General features: G+C 67.8%; 16 protein-coding genes and 1 pseudogene. 9 read left to right on the forward strand and 8 right to left on the reverse strand.

The genetic code is table 11. The annotated features are described in order from the left end of the window. Both ABD774_RS12015 and ABD774_RS12020 read left to right on the forward strand, forming a co-directional pair. Nucleotides 1–157: transposase (locus tag ABD774_RS12015; protein WP_345041677.1), on the forward strand; the 157-nt coding region annotated here is incomplete at its 5' end. A gap of 89 nt (nt 158–246) precedes the next feature. After that, nucleotides 247–1,495 (forward strand): annotated as a pseudogene (locus ABD774_RS12020) (IS256 family transposase). Here ABD774_RS12020 and ABD774_RS21695 read toward each other — a convergent pair. Both ABD774_RS21695 and ABD774_RS12025 read right to left on the reverse strand, forming a co-directional pair. After that, nucleotides 1,485–2,360 (reverse strand): glycosyltransferase, encoded by an 876-nt coding sequence (locus ABD774_RS21695; RefSeq protein WP_425554538.1) that lies wholly within the window; start codon nt 2,358–2,360, stop codon nt 1,485–1,487. The pseudogene ABD774_RS12020 and the gene ABD774_RS21695 sit on opposite strands and share 11 nt — an antisense overlap. Before the next feature lie 20 nt (nt 2,361–2,380). After that, nucleotides 2,381–2,929 (reverse strand): DapH/DapD/GlmU-related protein, encoded by a 549-nt coding sequence (locus ABD774_RS12025; protein ID WP_486327305.1) that lies wholly within the window; start codon nt 2,927–2,929, stop codon nt 2,381–2,383. A gap of 558 nt (nt 2,930–3,487) precedes the next feature. Here ABD774_RS12025 and ABD774_RS12030 point away from each other — a divergent pair. The 4 genes from ABD774_RS12030 to ABD774_RS12045 all read left to right on the forward strand — a co-directional run bounded on the left by ABD774_RS12030 (nt 3,488) and on the right by ABD774_RS12045 (nt 8,448). Then, nucleotides 3,488–4,759: a glycosyltransferase family 4 protein gene (locus ABD774_RS12030; RefSeq protein WP_345041679.1), complete on the forward strand. Its 1,272-nt coding sequence runs from the start codon at nt 3,488–3,490 to the stop codon at nt 4,757–4,759. Continuing rightward, nucleotides 4,759–5,802, forward strand: coding sequence for a GDP-mannose 4,6-dehydratase (gene gmd / locus ABD774_RS12035; RefSeq protein ID WP_345041424.1), 1,044 nt, complete (start codon nt 4,759–4,761; stop codon nt 5,800–5,802). Before ABD774_RS12030 ends, gmd begins: the two co-directional genes overlap by 1 nt. Then, a complete protein-coding gene (locus ABD774_RS12040) occupies nt 5,802–6,773 on the forward strand; it encodes a GDP-L-fucose synthase family protein (RefSeq protein ID WP_345041426.1) in 972 nt (323 codons plus the stop codon). Before gmd ends, ABD774_RS12040 begins: the two co-directional genes overlap by 1 nt. Before the next feature lie 187 nt (nt 6,774–6,960). Continuing rightward, complete coding sequence (locus tag ABD774_RS12045) at nt 6,961–8,448, forward strand: sugar transferase (protein WP_345041428.1); 1,488 nt, start codon at nt 6,961–6,963, stop codon at nt 8,446–8,448. Nucleotides 8,449–8,493: 45 nt separating this feature from the next. On the opposite strand, the gene manA is transcribed toward ABD774_RS12045, so the two are convergent. Next, the gene (gene manA, locus ABD774_RS12050; protein WP_345041431.1) at nt 8,494–9,693 is read right to left on the reverse strand and encodes a mannose-6-phosphate isomerase, class I; all 1,200 of its coding nucleotides are present in this window, start codon (nt 9,691–9,693) and stop codon (nt 8,494–8,496) included. A 254-nt stretch (nt 9,694–9,947) separates the two neighbouring features. On the opposite strand from manA, the gene ABD774_RS12055 reads away from it, so the two are divergent. Then, complete coding sequence (locus ABD774_RS12055; RefSeq protein ID WP_345041433.1) at nt 9,948–10,319, forward strand: hypothetical protein; 372 nt, start codon at nt 9,948–9,950, stop codon at nt 10,317–10,319. A gap of 45 nt (nt 10,320–10,364) precedes the next feature. Here ABD774_RS12055 and ABD774_RS12060 read toward each other — a convergent pair whose 3' ends face one another. The 5 genes from ABD774_RS12060 to ABD774_RS12080 form a co-directional block, all read right to left on the reverse strand. After that, a complete protein-coding gene (locus ABD774_RS12060) occupies nt 10,365–11,546 on the reverse strand; it encodes a hypothetical protein (RefSeq protein WP_345041435.1) in 1,182 nt (393 codons plus the stop codon). 182 nt (nt 11,547–11,728) lie between these two features. Continuing rightward, a complete protein-coding gene (locus ABD774_RS12065) occupies nt 11,729–13,504 on the reverse strand; it encodes a DUF4012 domain-containing protein (protein ID WP_345041437.1) in 1,776 nt (591 codons plus the stop codon). 66 nt (nt 13,505–13,570) lie between these two features. Continuing rightward, nucleotides 13,571–14,179: a hypothetical protein gene (locus ABD774_RS12070; protein ID WP_345041440.1), complete on the reverse strand. Its 609-nt coding sequence runs from the start codon at nt 14,177–14,179 to the stop codon at nt 13,571–13,573. 242 nt (nt 14,180–14,421) lie between these two features. Further along, the gene (locus tag ABD774_RS12075) at nt 14,422–15,246 is read right to left on the reverse strand and encodes a fumarylacetoacetate hydrolase family protein (RefSeq protein ID WP_345041442.1); all 825 of its coding nucleotides are present in this window, start codon (nt 15,244–15,246) and stop codon (nt 14,422–14,424) included. A gap of 31 nt (nt 15,247–15,277) precedes the next feature. Further along, complete coding sequence (locus ABD774_RS12080) at nt 15,278–15,967, reverse strand: GntR family transcriptional regulator (RefSeq protein ID WP_345041445.1); 690 nt, start codon at nt 15,965–15,967, stop codon at nt 15,278–15,280. A 135-nt stretch (nt 15,968–16,102) separates the two neighbouring features. On the opposite strand from ABD774_RS12080, the gene ABD774_RS12085 reads away from it, so the two are divergent. Both ABD774_RS12085 and ABD774_RS12090 read left to right on the forward strand, forming a co-directional pair. Further along, complete coding sequence (locus ABD774_RS12085) at nt 16,103–17,434, forward strand: MFS transporter (protein ID WP_345041447.1); 1,332 nt, start codon at nt 16,103–16,105, stop codon at nt 17,432–17,434. A gap of 13 nt (nt 17,435–17,447) precedes the next feature. Then, entirely contained in the window at nt 17,448–18,683 is a 1,236-nt protein-coding gene (locus ABD774_RS12090; RefSeq protein ID WP_345041450.1) for an alpha-hydroxy acid oxidase, read from the forward strand. The last annotated feature ends 32 nt before the right edge of the window (nt 18,684–18,715 follow it).

Below are 18,715 nucleotides of genomic sequence, written 5' to 3' on the forward strand. Positions count from 1 at the left end.
GAATGGCCCTACCGAGGCGATGAACGGCCGACTCGAGCACCTGCGCGGCTCCGCCCTCGGCTTCCGCAACCTCACCAACTACATCGCCCGATCACTCCTCGAGGCCGGCGGATTCAGACCCCGACTAGTGGTGTCCGGCAGAGTGGTGTATCGGTAGCACGGTGAGCGTGTCGTCATAGACGAGTGCGGTCACCGCGTGATCCTTCGAGTGATCTCTCACAACCGACTCGAAGAGGACCTACAGCGATGACCGCACCTTCCAGTATCGACCCTGCCCGCTTCCTGCACGAGCACCTCGCCCAGGCATCCCCCGACCTGATGCGGGACATGCTCGCGACGTTCATCAACGCCCTGCTCTCGGCCGAGGCCGACGCCGTGTGCGGGGCGGGCTACCGCGAGGTGTCCGAGGCCCGGGCGAACCGTCGCAACGGCTACCGCCACCGCGAGCTGGACACCCGGGTCGGCACCGTCGACGTGGCGATCCCGAAACTGCGCCAGGGCAGCTACTTCCCCGAGTGGCTCCTGCAGCGCCGCCGGCGGGCCGAGGCGGCCCTGACGTCCGTGGTGGCCACCTGCTACCTCCTCGGGGTCTCCACGAGGCGGATGGACAAGCTGGTCCAGACCCTCGGCATCACGGGACTGAGCAAGTCCCAGGTCTCCGAGATGGCCAAGGACCTCGACGCCCAGGTGAACGACTTCCGCACCCGCCCGCTGGACGCCGGCCCGTACACCTTCCTGGCCGCGGACGCGTTGACGATGAAGGTGCGCGAGGGCGGGCGGGTCATCAACGTCTCGGTGATGGTGGCCACCGGGGTCAACAACGACGGCCACCGCGAGGTCCTCGGCGTCCAGGTCGCCACCGGCGAGACCGGCGCCGGGTGGCTGGCCTTCTTCCGCGACCTTCTCGCCCGCGGCCTGACCGGCGTGGCGCTGGTGACCTCCGACGCCCACGCCGGCCTGGTGGAGGCGATCGCCGCGACCCTGCCCGGGGCGGCCTGGCAGCGGTGCCGCACCCACTACGCCGCCAACCTCATGGCCACCACCCCGAAGGCGTCCTGGCCGGCCGTGAAGGCCATGCTGCACTCGGTCTACGAGCAGGCCGACGCCAAGGCCGTCCAGGCCCAGTTCGACAAGCTGCTCGACTCCGTGACCGACCGGCTCCCGAAGGTCGCCGAGCACCTCGAGGCCGCCCGCGCCGACATCCTCGCCTTCACCGCGTTCCCCCAGGCCATCTGGCGCCAGATCTGGTCCAACAACCCCAACGAGCGCCTCAACCGCGAGATCCGCCCGCCGCACCGACGTCGTCGGCATCTTCCCCGACCGCGACAGCATCATCCGCCTCGTCGGCGCGGTCCTGGCCGAGCAGCACGACGAATGGGCCGAGGGCCGCCGCTACCTCGGCCTCGACGTCCTGGCCAAGTCCCGCCTGACCCTCCTCACCGATACCGACCCCAAGGAGGTCACCACCGAGCCTCTCGCCGCCATCAGCGCCTGACCCGACAACGAAGGATCACCGAACCGGAGATCACCGGACCGATACACCACTCCCGCGGACTTGACCCCCCGACTACACCCTCAATTCTGAAGAGCCCGTAATGTTGACGTAGGTTCATTTGATCTGTGACGCGGCCCGCAAATGATACGCGTTCTCGGAGGCCAAGTACCTCGGCCTTGGCCTTGAGTTCATCTAACATGGGACCGTCGCCAATAAACTTCAGCCTGCCCAGGCTCGGTTCAATATGAAGCGCTCTCGCATAGCCCTCGAGTAGCAGATTAGGCTTCTTCTGTGGTACGAGCCTTCCGCTGTAAACCACGTCGGGACCTGTAGATGTGATTGGAAGCATGTTCGCAGATGGGGCGATTGCATTGGGAGCAACGTACACATTTAGACCCGGCTCGGCTGAGCGTAGCTCGTCAGCTTGAGTGTGCGTATATGTGACTACATTGCGGCCCAGTCGGCGCATGAGACTGCGAAGCGCGTCGCTGCGCGCCTGCCGGCCGGCTCGAGGCCATGCGTGCCCCCACATAAGAGATGGCTTACGTGCAAGTCGGCGGAGGACGAGCGTTGTCCAGGTGCTTGCGATTCTTGGGTTCAGCTCGAGTATCGCTAAGTCAGATGCGGTACATGCCCGTACGACGCCGATTTGCCAGAGGGCGCGGCGGCCAAATAAGTATCGATTCCGCACATACTTAATTTCACTTCCCGTCACCTCTGTAGTGACAGTAGGGTCAAGTTGGGCGTCCCCGATCAAGAAGGTGTATTGAAGGTCCTGCGCCGTTTGCCGGCGAACTAGCTCGTCTAGGAAGGGTTGCCTGTAAGCAGGCATTCCGCTGTACTGGAGTGTGATGCGTTTGGGCATAATGACGCCAACCTTGTTTGCTATACGGCCTTAGGGGCAAGAACGAGTTGTCCTGCTGGCACGGATTTGGTCACCAGTGCGGTCGCACCTATTACTGCTTGCTGCCCGATTGTCACACCGCGCAAAATCGTGGCACGAGCGGCCACCCAGACCTCATCTTCAATGGAAATCGAAGCATTGTCAAACTCGAAGGTCGGCGAATCCATCTGATGGCTGCCGGTGCAAATCAATACGTCTTGCGAGATGCACACGTTGGAGCCGATTGTCACCGGTTCCAGGTTGAGGATCCATGCACCCTCACCGATCCAACTGTTGTCGCCGACGTGCAGTTTCCAAGGCCAGTGAATGCGGACGCGGTGGCGTATGAGAGCATTCGCGCCAATCGTGGCGCCGAAGGCACGCAAGATCGCGATACGGAGTCTACGGGGGCACCACCACCTGGTGAACACTGCGCCCGACGTAAGCAACCAAAGAACTTGAATCGCCTTCGATCGCCCCTTATCGTAACCGGCACCCGTGAAACCCGCGAGGTCCCTTTGGACTGTGGGTCCTTTATCCTGGGTGCTCATGGGTAATCGCCCCTCACTACTCATGCGGTTTGCTCCTTGGTGGCTGTTGACGGGCAGCAGCTGAAAGACTATGTCGGTACGCCGACCGGCCGGGGAAGACCAGTCCCGTCCGCGAAGAAGTCACTAAGTGGTCGCCCTTCGTGCAGTCCGAAGGGTACGCGATTGTGTGGCGGGCAGGCCTGGTTAGCCGGTGAGGGGGACCGGGAGGTGAGATTCAGGCCTCAGGCGTCGTGCCGTAAGATCGGTGTGGCAAGGCGACCCGGGGTTCGTCGATCGACGCTGTTCACTAGGGCGCCGAGCATTCGATGCCACCATGGCGCCCGGCTGCGACCGCTGACGCGCCGATGCATTACCCGTGGGACGTCCGCATTGTCGCGAAGGCTTAAGCGGCCGTTTGTGGGAGACTGTTCGTGTGCCGACACTACTGGTTGAAACGGGGCGGAGCGGTATGCAAGGCCGCCTCTCCTTGCCTAGCATAAATGGCATGTGCGCGACTGTGAATCGCTGATCACTAAAGGGAATGCCGCCCTGCAAAGATTGGGTGGTGTATAGGTGGAGATGCGCGTGAAAAGAAAGCCGCTGTCCGTCGTGCTGGCAACTGCCTACTACGCGCCGGAACCAACGGGGAACGCACCGTACGCTGCAGGGTTAGCCAGAGGGCTGGCTGCGCGTGGTCATAATGTAAGTGTATTGACTTCGTTCCCGCATTACCCCGAGTGGCGTGTCGCTCCAGGGGTTCCGCGAAGACGTACGGAGACCATTGATGGCGTGAGCGTCGTCCGGGTACGTTCATACGTACCGTCTAAACCCAACGCCCTTACGCGCGTCGTGTACGAGTCTCTTCTCGGTCTTAGAGTATCCGTTTGTCGGTGGAGTAGTCCTGATGTTGTTGTGGCTCTCAGTCCAGCACTATTGACCACGGGTATAGTTGGCGCTCGAGTGCGCATCCAGCGCTCGCGTCCGGCGCTCGGTATATGGGTGCAGGACCTCTATACCAATGGTGTGATCGAAACTGCAGGTCGTTCGGGACGGATCGGCAACCTCGCCGCGGCCATAGAGGGCGGAATTCTCCGTCCGGCCGACGGAATTGCTGTAATCCACGATCGATTCCGCCGGTTCGTCGTTGACGCTCTAGGAGTCCCGGGCGAAAGAGTACGCACCATCCGTAACTGGTCGCATGTCGCGCCCCCACGTGAGATCGATGTCAAGAAAGTTCGGAGCGCTCTTGGCTGGAGCAGTGACGTGACGATCGTGCTTCATGCCGGCAATATGGGCGCCAAGCAAGGGTTGAGCAACGTCATTGATGCGGCACGGGCTGCTGATCGCCTGAGCGCTCCAATCAAATTTGTTCTCCTAGGAGACGGCAACCAGCGGGAGAGTCTCCAGCGCGAGGCGGACGGTTCGTCGCGCGTTGAGTTCATCAGACCACTTCCCGATGCGGAGTATGCCGCAGCATTGCGGGCCGCAGATATTTTACTCGTGAACGAGCGTCCTGGCTTGAACGAATCCGCTGTGCCTAGCAAGCTGACGTCCTACTACTCGAGTGGTCGACCCGTCCTTGCAGCCGTTGGCGTCGGAAGCATCACCGCTCAGGAGATTGAATCGTCTGCCGCCGGCGTCGTGGTGCCTGCCGGTGACCCGGAGGCTCTTGTCCAAGCAGCAATCCAGCTGCGTAACCGACCAGGAGTCTCGGATACCCTCGGAGCGAGCGGACGTGCCTTTGCCAAGCGAGAGCTGTCCGAGCAGGCCGCCATCGAAAAGTTCGAGGACTGGCTGTACTGGCTGATGGAAGCCCGACGGGCAAACCGTCGGGGGACGAAGGGGGCGTAGTGAGCAAGCGCGCGTTGATCACCGGGATCACAGGGCAGGACGGCTCGTACTTGGCCGAACTGCTGCTCGGCAAGGGATACGAGGTTCACGGTCTGATCCGTCGTGCATCGACGTTCAATACGTCACGGATTGACCACCTGTACCAGGACCCACACGAGCCGGAGGCGCGGATGTTCCTCCACTACGGGGACCTCTCTGATGGTGCACGCCTCGTCACCTTGCTCAACGAGGTGAAGCCGGATGAGGTTTACAACCTCGCCGCGCAGTCACACGTACGTGTGAGCTTCGAGGAGCCGGAGCACACCGGTGACACGACCGGTGTTGGAGCCATGCGCCTGCTCGAAGCCGTGCGTATGAGCGGGATTCATTGCCGGTACTACCAGGCGTCAAGCTCTGAGATGTTCGGTGCGACCCCCCCGCCGCAGAACGAGGAGACCCCCTTCTATCCGCGGTCCCCGTATGGTGCGGCCAAGGTCTACGCCTACTGGGTGACGAAGAACTACCGCGAGGCGTACGACATGTTCGCGGTCAACGGGATCCTCTTCAACCACGAGTCGCCGCGTCGCGGCGAGACCTTCGTGACCCGCAAGATCACCCGTGCGGTCGCCCGCATCAAGGCCGGTCTCGACCAGCACGTCTATCTCGGCAACCTTGACTCCATCCGCGACTGGGGCTATGCGCCGGAGTATGTCGAGGGAATGTGGCGCATGCTTCAGGCAGATAAGCCCGATGACTACGTCCTCGCCACCGGTGGCAACTTCACCGTGCGGGACTTCGTCGTCACCGCGTTCGAGCACGCCGGTCTCGACTGGGAGAAGCACGTCCGCTTCGACGAGCGTTACCTGCGTCCCACCGAGGTCGATGCGCTCATCGGCGACGCCTCCAAGGCGCAGCGCCAACTCGGCTGGAAGGCCACCGTTCAGACGGATGAGCTGGCTCGCATCATGGTCGACGCCGACATCCAGGTCCTCGAGCACGCGGGCCGTCCGTGGATCGACACGCCGGCTCTGCCCGACTGGTCAGCTCCGGTGGCGGCGCGCTGATGGCGGTCTCCTACACGCCATCGCCGCTGGACCGGGACGCCACCTTCTACGTCGCGGGCCACCGCGGCCTCGTTGGCTCCGCCGTCTGGCGGAACCTTGAGGCGAACGGATTCTCGAACCTCGTCGGTCGTCGGTCGAACGAGCTCGACCTGCGGAACCGCGACGCGGTCTTTGAGTTCTTCGCCGAGACGCGTCCGCGCTACGTGGTGCTCGCCGCGGCCAAGGTGGGTGGCATCCTCGCGAACGACACCTACCCGGTCGACTTCCTGTCCGAGAACCTGCAGATTCAGACGAGCGTTCTCGACGCGGCCCTGAAGTACGACGTCGAGCGGGTGCTGTTCCTCGGCTCGTCCTGCATTTACCCGAAGTACGCGGCGCAGCCCATCCGAGAGGACTCTCTTCTTACGGGCCACCTCGAGCCGACCAACGATGCCTACGCCATCGCGAAGATCGCCGGCATCATGCACATCCAGTCGGTGCGCAAGCAGTACGGCAGGCCATGGATCTCGGCCATGCCGACGAACCTTTACGGTCCTGGCGACAACTTCTCGCCGACAGGGTCGCACGTGATGCCGGCCATGATCCGCCGGTACGATGAGGCGCGCGCCTCCGGTGCGCCCAAGGTCACCAACTGGGGCAGCGGCACGCCCCGGCGCGAGTTCCTCCACGTCGACGACATGGCGTCCGCCTGCCTGCACCTCCTAGAGCACTTCGACGGTCCGGTGCAGGTCAACGTCGGCACCGGCGAGGACGTCACCATAAAGGAGCTCGCGGAGATCGTGGCCGATGCTGTCGGTTATGTGGGCGAGATCGAATGGGACACCTCCAAGCCTGACGGTACTCCGCGCAAGCTGCTGGACATCTCTCAGCTGCGAGAGACGGGATGGAGCCCAGAAATTTCGCTTCAGGATGGAATTCACTCCACAGTCCAGTGGTTTAGGGAGAATCACAGCAAAATTCGGCTGAAGTAGTTACCTGTCGTTGTGGCAGGCGGATTACTCGCCGGCCACGGTTGGGTAGGTCCGCGTCGGCCGTCCATTACTTTTGCGACACTACTTCACCGGACGGGCCCGACCGATAGCGGGGTCAGGTATGAACCATTCTGTCGCCGCTACGATCGGGCTTCGGTTCGAGAGGTACAAAACAGGAGATCATCGAGTGGGCACCACGGACGAAACGCTTCCCGCGCGACGCATCTGGCCCGATGAGCCGTTGAGGACCCGTCGAGCTAACGCTCCGTGGTACGAGAAGTACAGGTTCGCGATATTCGTGACCGACCTGGCCATGATCGTGGTTGCCCTGCTCACAGCGCAGTACACGAAGTTCGGTGCGTCCGAGGGGGTCGTCACAGTCGGCCCGCAAGTGTTCTCCTATGAGGCCGTCGGGGTAGCAGTCGAATTAATCTGGGTTTTTTCACTCACGGTGACAGAGTCCAGGAGTAAGCGCGTAGTGGGATCAGGGCTGGAAGAGTACCGTCGGGTGCTCAACGGAACGCTTCTCGCCTTCGGCATCGTGGCCATTGCTTCGTACCTGTTCAAGATTGAACTCTCCCGATTTTACTTCGTGACGGCAATGCCCATCGGGCTCGTTCTACTGCTTCTCGGCAGGATGCTATGGCGTATGTACCTGTCCTCTGTGCGACGGAACGGTAGGGCAGCGACGGGGACGGTGCTGGTGGGTGAGCGCGACGAGGTGCTGACCGCGCTGAAGGACATGCGCCGCCAGCCTCAGTCTGGTTACAAGCCAGTAGCAGTTGCGATCGTGGGACCGGATTCCGGTCCCGAAAACGACCCACTGCTTCAAGGGTTGCCGCGCGTCGAGCGCGATGAGTTAGCTGGAATTGCTCGTGATCCGCGATTGGGTGCCGTAATGATCGCGGGTGGCATATCACGGCGAGAGGTTCGGGACCTTGCGTGGGACCTCGAGAACTCCTCGGTGGAACTAATTCTAGTCTCTCGCCTTACAGACGTTGCCGGGCCCCGGATGCACGTTAGTCCGGTAGATGGGCTGCCGATGGTCCACGTCGACTTGCCGCAGTACACGGGCTTCAATTTTGTAGCCAAGCGATCAATGGATATTTTGTTTGCGGCCGCTGTGTTGGTGGCGCTCGCCCCCGTGTTTGCGCTCGTCGCCTTAGCGATCAAGCTTGATGATCGTGGGCCGGTCATATTCCGGCAGGAACGAATTGGTCAGTATGGTAAACCGTTCACGATCCATAAATTTAGAACTATGGCGATTGACGCTGAGGCGCGCATCGCGGATCTCATCGCCAAGCAGGGTGGCACAGCGTTACTCTTCAAAATGAAGAATGACCCGCGAATTACGCGTGTGGGCCATTTCCTGCGGAAGTACTCGATCGACGAGTTGCCCCAATTTTGGGACGTTCTAATGGGGACAATGAGCGTCGTGGGGCCGCGGCCTCAGGTATTGCGAGAGGTCGAGCAGTACGAGCAGCACGTGCACCGCCGACTGCTCACAAAGCCCGGAATCACCGGCCTTTGGCAGGTTAGTGGACGCTCCGAACTCTCGATTGAAGAGAGTGTCCGCCTTGATTTGCGCTATGTCGAGAATTGGTCAATCAGCGGTGACATAGTCTTGATCCTCAAGACTATTCGAGCAGTGCTGCGCCCCGACGGGGCCTACTGAGCGCACGAAGGCGCCCTGCCTCGCTGTTTCATCACAGCGGCGCTGTTAAGGCACGTCCGCCTGGACCAGCGTTCCCGAGCCGTGCCCGTGAAGGTGGCCCTCGTCGGCACGGACGAAGACGGCGTCGCCACATGTCAGCACCGTCGAGTCGTGCTCCGATTCGAGCTCAATGCGGCCGTCGAGGCACAGCAAGATTCGTGGTCCGCGCCCCGGCAGCGGAAGGCCGTGACAGTCGGCGCCGTCGAGCGTGGTGACGGCGAGCTCGAAGTCCTCGACCGGGGCGTAGAACATGTGCGTCGCGCCGTGGAAGGTCTCGGGGGCGATGCGGATCGGCGGCGCTGCCACGTAGTCGACGCACTCGAGCATCTCGGCCACGTCGACGTGCTTGGGCGTAAGACCCGCCCGCAGGACGTTGTCCGAAGCCGCCATGATCTCCACACCGAGTCCGGACAGGTACGCGTGCACGCCTCCGGCCGGGACGAACAGCGCGTCGCCGGGCTGCAGCGTGACGGGGTTGAGCAACAGGGAAACGACGACGCCCGGGTCGCCGGGGTAGGACTCGGCCAGGTGGACCACCGTCTCGTCCGCGCGCGGGGACGGTGACCAGTCCGCGAGCCGCCGGGCGCACGCGTCGGCGACAGCGTGAACCTGTTCGGGAGAGGGTCGGGTGGTGGTGTCGAGCAGATAGGTGAAGGCGGCCCGGACGCCGTCCGCCGTCGGGGCGGCCCGCAGCATGGCGTGAAGGTGCTGGGCGAGCGGAGGGTCGAGGCCCGCGAGGAGCTCTGCAGCGCGCCGCGGCGCACGGAACCCGCACATGGCTTGGAACGTGGTCAGGGCATAGACGAGCTCGGGCTTGTGGTTGGCGTCGCGGTAGTTGCGGTGCGGAGCGTCGAAGGGGATCCCCGCCGCGTTCTCGGCGACGAAGCGCTCCTGGGCCCGCTCACGGGTCGGGTGGACCTGGAGGGACAGCGGCTGGGCCGGGGCGATGAGCTTGAGCAGGTACGGCAGCTGAGCGCCGAACCGTGCGGCGACGTCCTCGCCGAGGGCTCCGACCGGGTCGGCCGCCACGTGCGTGCGGAGGTCGACGTCGCCGTCGACGTCCGCCAGGCTGGCCGGACCGTCGGGGTGGGTGCCGAACCAGAGCTCGGCCACCGGGCCGCCGGGCGGCTCGGTCTGCAGCAGTGACGGGATGGCGTCGACCGAGCCCCACGCATAGTCCCTCGCCACGCCTCGAATGCGCTGCACGACGTTCCCCCTCCTGCGATCTGCCCTCCCGGGCATGCTAACCGGACGCGATCGTTCTTTTTCGGCGCGACCATGAGACGCCGCACACTTCCGGCGGCCGGTTCCCAGAAGTTGCGACTCATTTCTCCTCCCGGCCGACGCTTTTCGTCCGTAGAATCGGTATGTGCCGCACGGCCGCCCAGCGGCGACGGCGCACACCCCCTGACTGGCAGGCGAACCGGCCTGTGCGTGCCCCTGAGGAGTTCGACGTTCAGATGATCATTGCGGTCGCGTCAGTCCGGGCCAACGGCCGCCGAGCGTTCGCCACCTTGGCCGCGCTGCTGCTGTCCGCCCTCGCCGTCGTCGCCCTCTCCGCCCCCTCGTCCGCCGTCGCCATCCAGGGCACCGAGGCCGAAAGCGTCGCGGGCGCCGAGGCGTCTGTCGTGTCCAACGGGCTGACCACCGGTCCGCCCGAGGCGCGGGTCATCGTCAGCAGCGCCGCGTCCGCCGGCTCGGGTGCCGCCGCCATCGTCAGTGGCGCCGTGCTGCTCGCGGCCGGCGCCTACGCCGTCGGCCGGTGGCAGCAGGACCAGCGCTTCGCCGCGCAGCCCGTCACGTGGGGATCGTCCTTCACGGACCAGGCCTGATCCCTCCCGCTGTCCTACAGGCCCGCGCTCGCGGAGCCGCGGTGCTCAGAACGGGCAGCGGCCCGCGAGGATCGTCCGGGCGTTCCTCTGGTCCGCCGGGGTGACGCTCACCCACGGCTTCGTGGTTCCCTGGAGCGCGTCCGCGAGGGCGTTCGCGAGCTGCTCGAGCCGCGGCAGGTCCATACGCCCGCAGGCCTTGTACTGCATCGAGTGACCCACCTCGTGCCAGGCGGTGTGCTCCTTGCGTGCGGTCGACCAGCCCGCCATGCGCGTGTTCGAGATCCAGATGTACGAGCGGTCTAGCCCGAAGCAGCCGGCGGCGGTGGGGGAGCACCTCTCGGGGCGGGGCGAGTAGCGGACCGACATGCCGTAGGCGGCGGCGATGCGCTCGATCCCGTTCCGGGGTGCCGGGATGGCGTCCCGACGGCGGAGCCCGAGCGAGTCCTTATTATCGCCGTTCCAGTCGCCGACGAGCGCGGCGTCGGCCGCCCGGCCGTAGTTGGCCCTGAAGTTCGCCGGGCCGGCGCTCAGCGCGTTCCTCACGTAGTAGGCGTTGCCGCGGCGAACGGCGAGAGTGTCGCGGCCGTAGCCGTCCCAGTCGCCCACGAGGACCGTGTCGCTCGGTCGGCCGTACGCGAACGTGAGCTCCGGTGGGCCGGTGAGGCGGTTCTTGACGTAGAAGACGTTGCCCCGGCGCACGGCGAAGGAGTCCTTGCCGTCCCCGTCCCAGTCGCCGACCAGGACGACGTCGCCGACGCGCCCGTAGGTGATCGTGCGGTCTGCCCGGCCGGAGCACGGCGTGTTGCTGAGCATGATGGTGTTGCCGCGCCGCACGGCGAGGGTGTCGGTGCCGTTGCCGTCCCAGTCGCCGACGAAGGCCTCGTCGTTGGCCCGGCCGAAGACCTGGTAGCAGCGCCCGAGGGCGTAGGTGGCGCGGCGGCGGTACACCACGGTGTCCCGGCCGTCGCCGTCGAAGTCGCCGGTGTAGACGCGGTCGTAGTGGTTGCCGGTGACGACGGTGGTGTCGTGGGCGGCGTCCCACCCGTTGTTGAGCAGGTAGGTCTTCCCCGTGGGGCCGCGCGTGGCCGGGTTGCGGGCCGCCGGATCGTCCACCGACCCGCCGCGGAACGCCGCGGCCGGCCCGGCCACGGAGAGAAGCAGGGCGATCGTCGCGACGACGACGCCGAGGAGTCTGCGCTGCGGCCGCCGAGCGGCGTGGTGCTCCATCGCACCTCCCGGTCCGGGATGGTGCGGGCCCGGGGGGACGGGCCCGCACGGACAGGGAACCGCGCAGGACGGGTGCTCGGGACCATTGTCCCGGGGGCATCGCGGATGATCCTGCGCCCGCCCGCGGGGTGAGTGGCGTCACCCTCCAGGTGTGACCCGAGCGAGGCGCTCCGGCGGCTGTCTCAGCCGCCGCAGCCAGCGGTCGAGAAGGTGAACGCGTCCTCGGCCGGACCGGGCGTCATCCGGGTGAGAAGTTCGCCGGGCAGGCCCGGAGCCAGCGCGATGTCGTAGCCGAGGGTCACCGACTCGCCCGGGCCCAGCCGCACCGTGTAGGCGCCGACCGCAAGGCCCTCGTGGAGCTGGGGGAGGTAGCTGGCGTCGTCCGCCGACGACCGGGCGTCCGTGATGGTCCCGCCGGTCGGCGCATACACGGTCACGGTGGTCTCCATCGCCCCCTTCGGCACGTAGTTGCCCGCGCCCGTGACGTAGTCCGGAAGGCTCGCGTAGTTCTCGGGCGCGTCCGAGCTGACGGTGACCTCGAGGGAGAGCTCGCGGGCGCCGTCGGGCCGGCAGCCGGCGGCCACCACCTCGGCCGCGACGCGCTGGTAGTAGCCGATCTTCGCGCCGTTGCGGTCGTTGAGGTAGACACCGACCACGGGGGAGGCCCCGGTGTGCCCGCGCAGCTCGCCGCTCAGCGTGGTGCCGGCGAGCAGGCGCTGCTCGTCCTCGTGCGCCGACCAGGCCAGCAGCCGGCCCTGGTCCGCGGCGGTGTCCAGCGCTCGCATGACGCCTGCGGGGTCGGCGCCGCCGCCGAGCACGTGGTCGAAGATCGTCGCGGCTGCCGTCTCGAAGTAGGCGTCCTGGTCCGCCGGCTCCGGGAACCGGAGGTACACGTCGTTGAGCAGCGTCCGCGCGGTGTTCTGGGCGGTCAGCACGTCACCGGAGGGAAGGGTGACGGGTCCGGTGGCGGCGAGGAGGTGCTGGAGGGCCCCGGGGTCGACGGAGAGGACGCCGTCGACCTCGGTCCGGGTCTTCTGGCGCCACATCTCCCGGGTCAGCTCGGCCGTGCGGGGAAAGTCCGGCGTGAAATTGACGTCCCCCATGTACTGGCCGAGCAGGGGGCTGTAGAGGCCCAGCTCCGAGTCCGTCAGCGGCAGCACCGGCTCCTCGAACTTCCCGAAGCCGCCCGCCGCGCGATGCTCGACCAGCTCGACCGCACCGTCCTCGGTGCGCAGATGGATCACCGCGCCGGTGACCCCGCCCGTGGCGCGGGGCTCGGCGTTGTTCTGCACGAGCAGCAGGTAGTCGCGGGGGCCGTCCGCGCCCATCATCGCCGGCACTAGCCTGGCGGCGCGGGCGGCGGTGTCGCTCAGCGCCCGCATGGTGTCCACTTGCCCGGCGAGGCGGGCGAGCCGGTCGCGCAGCGGCTCGGCCAGCGCGGCGGCGTCGATGCCCTCCACGCGCGCGTCGGCCTCGGCGAGGGCCTGGGCCGCGGACGTCAGGTGCGGGGCGGCGTCCGCCAGCGGGGCGACGTCCACCCGGCCCTCCATCGGCGCGAGGCTCGCGGGGTCGACGGCGGCGACCGCCCCGAGCAAGTCCTCGAGCGGGCCGGAGGCGAGGTCGTCGGCGACGACGGACACCGTCCGCACCGCCTCGACGTTGGGGCCGAGGGCGGGCACCCGGGCCGCCAGCCACCAGTGCGGGCCGTGCAGCGCCTCGCGCGCCGTCGCGGCGTCGGCCCGCATCCGGGCCGCCCGCTCCCCGGCGCCCTCGACGTCGCCGGCGACGACCCGCTCCTGCAGCGCCGTCGCCCCCTCGGCCACGGCGGTCAGCCGGGCGTACGCGGTCCGGGCGTCGAGCGCGAGGGCGACGCCGGTGACCACCGTCAGCGCCAGGAGGGCGACGGCGGTCCAGACGATGGGGCGTCGGCGACGGCGGATGCGCTTCTGCGGCGGCATGGCGTCCTCTCGGGCACGGGACGCAGGCCCCCGCGAGTGCTCGCGGGGGCCTGCGCCGTGGGTGGGTCAGGAGTCGAGCGAGAGGCGCCGGCGCGCGACGAAGAACGCACCCGCGCCGGCCACCAGCAGTCCGCCGGCTCCGAGAGCCACCGGGTGGGTGCCACCGGGCGTGGCCACGTCGCCCGCGGCAGCGGTCGAGGCGGCGTCGGTGCCCGCGGCCTCGGCGGTGGCGGCGCCGGCGGTGGTGACCACAGCCTCCTGCACCGTCCGGCCGTCGGCGTCGAGCGCGGCGAGCTTGTAGGTGCCCGCCTCGTTGAGGGTGACGTCGAAGGTGGCGACGTCGCCCTGCACCTGCGGCGCGAACGCCTGGGCCCCCGCCACCTCGATGCCGTCGACGACGACGCTGCCACCGTCGGCGGTGACCAGGATGACCTGCAGGTTGACCACCGAGCCGGCCTCCGGGCCGGAGATGGTGATCTGGAACGGCACGCCCGGGCTCACCTGCGGCGGCACGTTGATGTCCTGGCCGGGCCCGGGGTAGCCCCCGAAGCGCGGCGCGGAGTGGCGGTCGTGCCACGGCCCCTTCGGGTCGTTGCCGGGCTCGGCGAAGGCGGCGCTCGGCGCCGCGACGATCGCAGCGGCGATCGCTGCGGTGGCAATTGTTCGGCGAATCATCTGTCCCCCAGATATTCGTGATTCGGGCAGGAAAGCCGGGCGCCGACGGGTGCCCGGTCCTCTCGACGGTATGCCCGGCCGGGGCCGCGGGGGTAGCCAGATATGGGGATAGCCGTCCGAATTCACCAACTGTTCACCGAGGGCACCGAGGAAACAGCGACGGCGGCCCGCATCCGGAAGGATTGCGAGCCGCCGTCGGTCGTCACGCGAAGGGTGCGCAGCCCCCACGCGTCAGCGCGTCGTCAGGAGGTCGCCACCACCCGGTTGCGCAGGGTGCCCAGACCGTCGATCGAGGTCTCGATGACGTTGCCGTCCTGCAGGAACCGCTTGGGGTCGCGGGCGAAGCCCACGCCGTCGGGCGTCCCGGTGGCGATGACGTCGCCGGGCCGGAGCGTGACGATGGTGGAGACGTAGGAGATGATCGCCGCCGGCCCGAAGACGAGGTCGGCGACGGTCGACTCCTGCATGGTCTCGCCGTCGACGACGGTGCGGATGGCGGCGTCGCCGTCCAGCTCCTCAGGGGTGACCAGCGCGGGACCGACCGGGGTGCTGTTCTCCCAGGTCTTGCCCTGGAGCCACTGCGGGGTGCGGAACTGGTACCCGCGCATCGAGATGTCGTTCAGCACCGTGTACCCGGCCACGTGCTCGAGCGCGTCCGACTCGGCGATGCGACGGCCGGGCCTGCCGATCACGATGGCGAGCTCGGCCTCCCAGTCGATCCAGGCGTCCTCGGGCGGGAGCTCGATGTCGTCGTGGGCGCCGATGAGCGAGTCGGCGTACTTGGCGAAGAGGGTGGGGTGCTCCGGCAGCTGGGAGCCCATCTCGAGGATGTGCCGGCGGTAGTTCTGGCCGACGCACACGATCTTCCCCGGCCGTGGGACCAGCGGCGCCAGGTCGGCGCCGTCCACGGCGTGCGTGGTGCCCGCCGCCTCGGCCGCGACGCGCTGCCAGCTCGGGTCCTGCAGGAGGGTGCCGACGTCGGCGAAACCGTCGATCTCGGTGTACGTCTCGCCGTCCTGTCGGGCGGCGACCGTGCGGTCGGGCAGGCGGAGCGTGGAGATTCTCATGCGGGTGTTCCTCGGGTCGGGGTTGCGGTGGTCAGATCTTGAGGTCGTCGCAGCCCATGCCGGACCGGATGTGGTCGACGAGGAGCTGCGCGATGTCGTCGGGGTCCTGCTGGGCCGCGCAGCGCTCCAGCGTCTGGAGCAGCTCCTCGTGGGGGAGGAGGCTGCCGGCCTTGCGCGGGGCGTCCTCGGAGAGGCGCTGCCACGCGAGGATGATCTGGTCGACCAGCTCGTCGTACTTGGCCAGCAGCCGCCCGACGCCGGAGGCGCGGACCAGGGCGCGGTGGAAGAGCCAGTCGGCGGCGTCGAGGCCGGCGTCGGAGCGTTCCTCCCAGGCGAGGCGCATCTGCGCCAGGGCCTCGTGCATCTCTGTGACGTCCCGGCCCTGGGCGACGACGACGCGGGCCGCCGTCGTCTCGATCGCGATCCGCAGCACGGCCAGCTCGAGCAGGTCCTCCTCGGCGAAGGACTTCACCCGGTAGGGCTTGTTGGCGGTCTTCTCGACGAGGCCGGACTGCTCCAGCAGGCGCAGCGCCTCGCGCACGGGGGCGCGGCTGACGTTCATCTTGGTGGCGAGCACGGAGTCGCGCACCTGTTCTCCGGCCTTGATCTGGCCGCCGAGGATGGCGTCGCGGATCTGCTCCCGAACCGTCGCCACCAGGCTGCCGGGGCGGATCGGGCTGAAGACGTCGGCGGTCTCCTGCGGCTGGGTGGGGGTGCGCATGCCGGAGAGTGTGCCACGCCACAGTCCGTGTTGACGACTGTCGACACTTGCTTCTAGGGTTGCGCGGCACCGGGACCAACGTCCCGCTGACCCTGACCCCGACGGCGCCCCCGCGTCCTCACACGAAGGCCAACGATGTCCGCACCCAGTCACACGATTCCCCAGGCACCGGCCGGGCAGAACCCCGGCGTCCGGCGCGCCCTCGTCGCCGCGATGAGCGGCACGCTCATCGAGTGGTACGACTACGCGCTCTACGGCGCGGCGGCGGGCCTGATCATCGGCCCGCTGTTCTTCCCGGAGGCGCTCAGCACGGCCGCCACGATGGCGGCGTTCGCCACGTTCGCCGTCGGCTTCGTCGCCCGGCCGCTCGGGGGCGTGATCATCTCCCACATCGGCGACCGGTACGGCCGCAAGCCGGCGATGGTCCTGACGATCGTGCTGATGGGGGCGGCCACCGTCGCCATCGGCCTGCTCCCGACGGCGGAGCAGATCGGCCTGTGGGCGCCGGCGCTGCTGGTGCTCTTCCGGCTCCTGCAGGGCTTCGGCGCCGGCGCGGAGCTCGCCGGGGCCTTCACGCTCGTGGCCGAGACGAGCCCGCCGGAGAAGCGGGGGTTCCACACGGGTCTCGTCAACGCCACGCCGGCGGCCGGCACCACCCTGGCGACGCTCGCCTTCCTCGTGGCGGCCTCCCTGCCGGAGGACGTGCTGCTCGGCTGGGCCTGGCGCGTGCCCTTCCTCGTCTCGGCGCTGCTCTTCCTCGTCGCCCTCTACATCCGCCGTCGGCTCGAGGAGACGCCGGAGTACAGCCGGGCCGCGGACAAGCGCGCCGCGGAGGCGGAGCGCAAGGTCCCGTTCGGCGAGCTGGTGCGCAACAGCCGCCTGCCCCTGGTCGCGGGCTTCCTCGCCACCACCGGGCACAACGCCAACCTCTACGTGGTCACCGCCTTCTCGCTGTCCTACCTCACCACCACGGTCGGCATGAGCCGGACCGAGGCGCTGACCGCGGTGGTGATCGGCTCGGTGGTGAGCATCGTCGCCACGCCGCTGGGCGGGAAGATGGTGGACCGGTACGGGGCGCGCAAGGTCCTCGGCTTCGGCGGTCTCTTCGGGGCGCTGTACGCCTTCCCGCTGTTCCTGCTGCTGCAGACCGGTGACCTGGTCACGGTCACGCTCGCCCTCTCTGTCACCTACGGCGTCACCCTCGCCGCGACCCAGGGCTCGCAGGGCGCGTTCCTGACGAACCTGTTCCCGGCTCGCTACCGGTTCACCGGCGTCGCCACCGCCCGCGAGCTCAACGGGGCGATCGTGGCCGGCACGACTCCGCTCGTGGCGACCGCGCTCATCGCGGCCGTGGACGGGGAGATCTGGCTCGCGGCGCTGTACATCGTGGTGTGCTCGCTGGTCACCGTCGTCGGGGTCGTCATCACCGGCGCCCGGGGCGACCGGCCCGTCCTGGAAGCGCGCTGAGGGAAGGTCTGGGATGACGGTGACCAAGCTCGAGCGGCAGCTGCCGAGGTGGAGCGAGCTGCGCCCCCTCATGCAGTTCAAGCCGGTGGACCTCGACCGTCGGCGAGCCCGGCTGGCGCGGGCGGCCGACATCTGGGACCTGCGGGCGATCGCCAAGCGGCGGACCCCGAAGGCTGCGTTCGACTACGTCGACGGCGGTGCCAACCAGGAGCTCTCGCTGCGGCGGAGCCGGCAGGCCTACGCGGACCTCGAGTTCGTCCCCGGCGTCCTGCGCGACGTCTCCTCCGTGGACCTGACCACGAAGATCGCGGGCGGGACCTCCGAGCTGCCGTTCGGCATCGCGCCGACCGGGTTCACCCGGTTCATGCACGCGGGCGGGGAGCGCGCCGGTGTCGCCGCGGCGCACGGGCGGGGCATCCCGTTCACCCTGTCCACCATGGGGACCGCCTCGATCGAGGAGGTCGCCGCCGCGGGCCCGCACGGCCGGCGGTGGTTCCAGCTGTACCTGTGGAAGGAGCGCGAGAAGTCCCTCGCCCTGGTGGAGCGGGCCGCGGCCGCCGGGTACGACACGCTCATGGTGACGGTCGACACCGCGGTGGCAGGGGCCCGGCTGCGCGACGTGCGCAACGGGATGACCATCCCGCCGGCGCTGACGCTGAGGACGGTGCTCGACGCGTCCTACCGGCCGGAGTGGTGGTTCAACTTCCTCACCACCGAACCGCTGACCTTCGCGACGCTGTCCGGCCACACGGGCTCGATCGCCGAGCTGGTGACGACGATGTTCGACCCGACCATCACCTTCGAGGACCTCGCGTGGCTGCGCGAGGCGTGGAAGGGCAAGCTCTTCGTCAAGGGCGTCCAGTCGGCCGGGGACGCGGCGCGCGCGGCGGACCACGGCGTCGACGGCGTCGTGGTGTCCAACCACGGCGGGCGCCAGCTCGACCGGGCGCCGGTGCCGCTGCGCGCGGTGCCGGAGATCCGCTCCGCCGTCGGGCCCGGGGTCGAGATCATCCTCGACTCCGGCATCATGTCCGGCGGCGACGTCGTCGCCGGCCTGGCCGCCGGGGCGGACTTCACGATGATCGGCCGGGCCTACCTCTACGGGCTCATGGCCGGGGGGCAGCAGGGTGTCGAGCGGGCGATCGACATCCTCCACGCCGAGCTCAAGGTGGTCATGCAGCTCCTCGGTGTGACCTCCGTGGCAGACCTGAACCCCGACCACATCCGGCTGGACGCGCGGCGCGGCTGAGCCGGGCCGCGAGGAGCCTTCCCGCGGCTGAG

The organism is Georgenia daeguensis, from assembly GCF_039537705.1.
In the GTDB taxonomy this organism is placed as follows: Bacteria; Actinomycetota; Actinomycetes; order Actinomycetales; family Actinomycetaceae; genus Georgenia; species Georgenia daeguensis.

Bases quoted from the DNA above. Each gene is read 5' to 3' on its own strand.
- ABD774_RS21695 (WP_425554538.1), bottom strand. From the start codon at position 2,360: ATGCCCAAACGCATCACACTCCAGTACAGCGGAATGCCTGCTTACAGG.
- ABD774_RS12025 (WP_486327305.1), bottom strand. From the start codon at position 2,929: ATGAGCACCCAGGATAAAGGACCCACAGTCCAAAGGGACCTCGCGGGT.
- ABD774_RS12030 (WP_345041679.1), top strand. From the start codon at position 3,488: ATGCGCGTGAAAAGAAAGCCGCTGTCCGTCGTGCTGGCAACTGCCTAC.
- ABD774_RS12040 (WP_345041426.1), top strand. From the start codon at position 5,802: ATGGCGGTCTCCTACACGCCATCGCCGCTGGACCGGGACGCCACCTTC.
- ABD774_RS12055 (WP_345041433.1), top strand. From the start codon at position 9,948: ATGATCATTGCGGTCGCGTCAGTCCGGGCCAACGGCCGCCGAGCGTTC.
- ABD774_RS12060 (WP_345041435.1), bottom strand. From the start codon at position 11,546: ATGGAGCACCACGCCGCTCGGCGGCCGCAGCGCAGACTCCTCGGCGTC.
- ABD774_RS12065 (WP_345041437.1), bottom strand. From the start codon at position 13,504: ATGCCGCCGCAGAAGCGCATCCGCCGTCGCCGACGCCCCATCGTCTGG.
- ABD774_RS12070 (WP_345041440.1), bottom strand. From the start codon at position 14,179: ATGATTCGCCGAACAATTGCCACCGCAGCGATCGCCGCTGCGATCGTC.
- ABD774_RS12075 (WP_345041442.1), bottom strand. From the start codon at position 15,246: ATGAGAATCTCCACGCTCCGCCTGCCCGACCGCACGGTCGCCGCCCGA.
- ABD774_RS12080 (WP_345041445.1), bottom strand. From the start codon at position 15,967: ATGCGCACCCCCACCCAGCCGCAGGAGACCGCCGACGTCTTCAGCCCG.
- ABD774_RS12085 (WP_345041447.1), top strand. From the start codon at position 16,103: ATGTCCGCACCCAGTCACACGATTCCCCAGGCACCGGCCGGGCAGAAC.
- ABD774_RS12090 (WP_345041450.1), top strand. From the start codon at position 17,448: ATGACGGTGACCAAGCTCGAGCGGCAGCTGCCGAGGTGGAGCGAGCTG.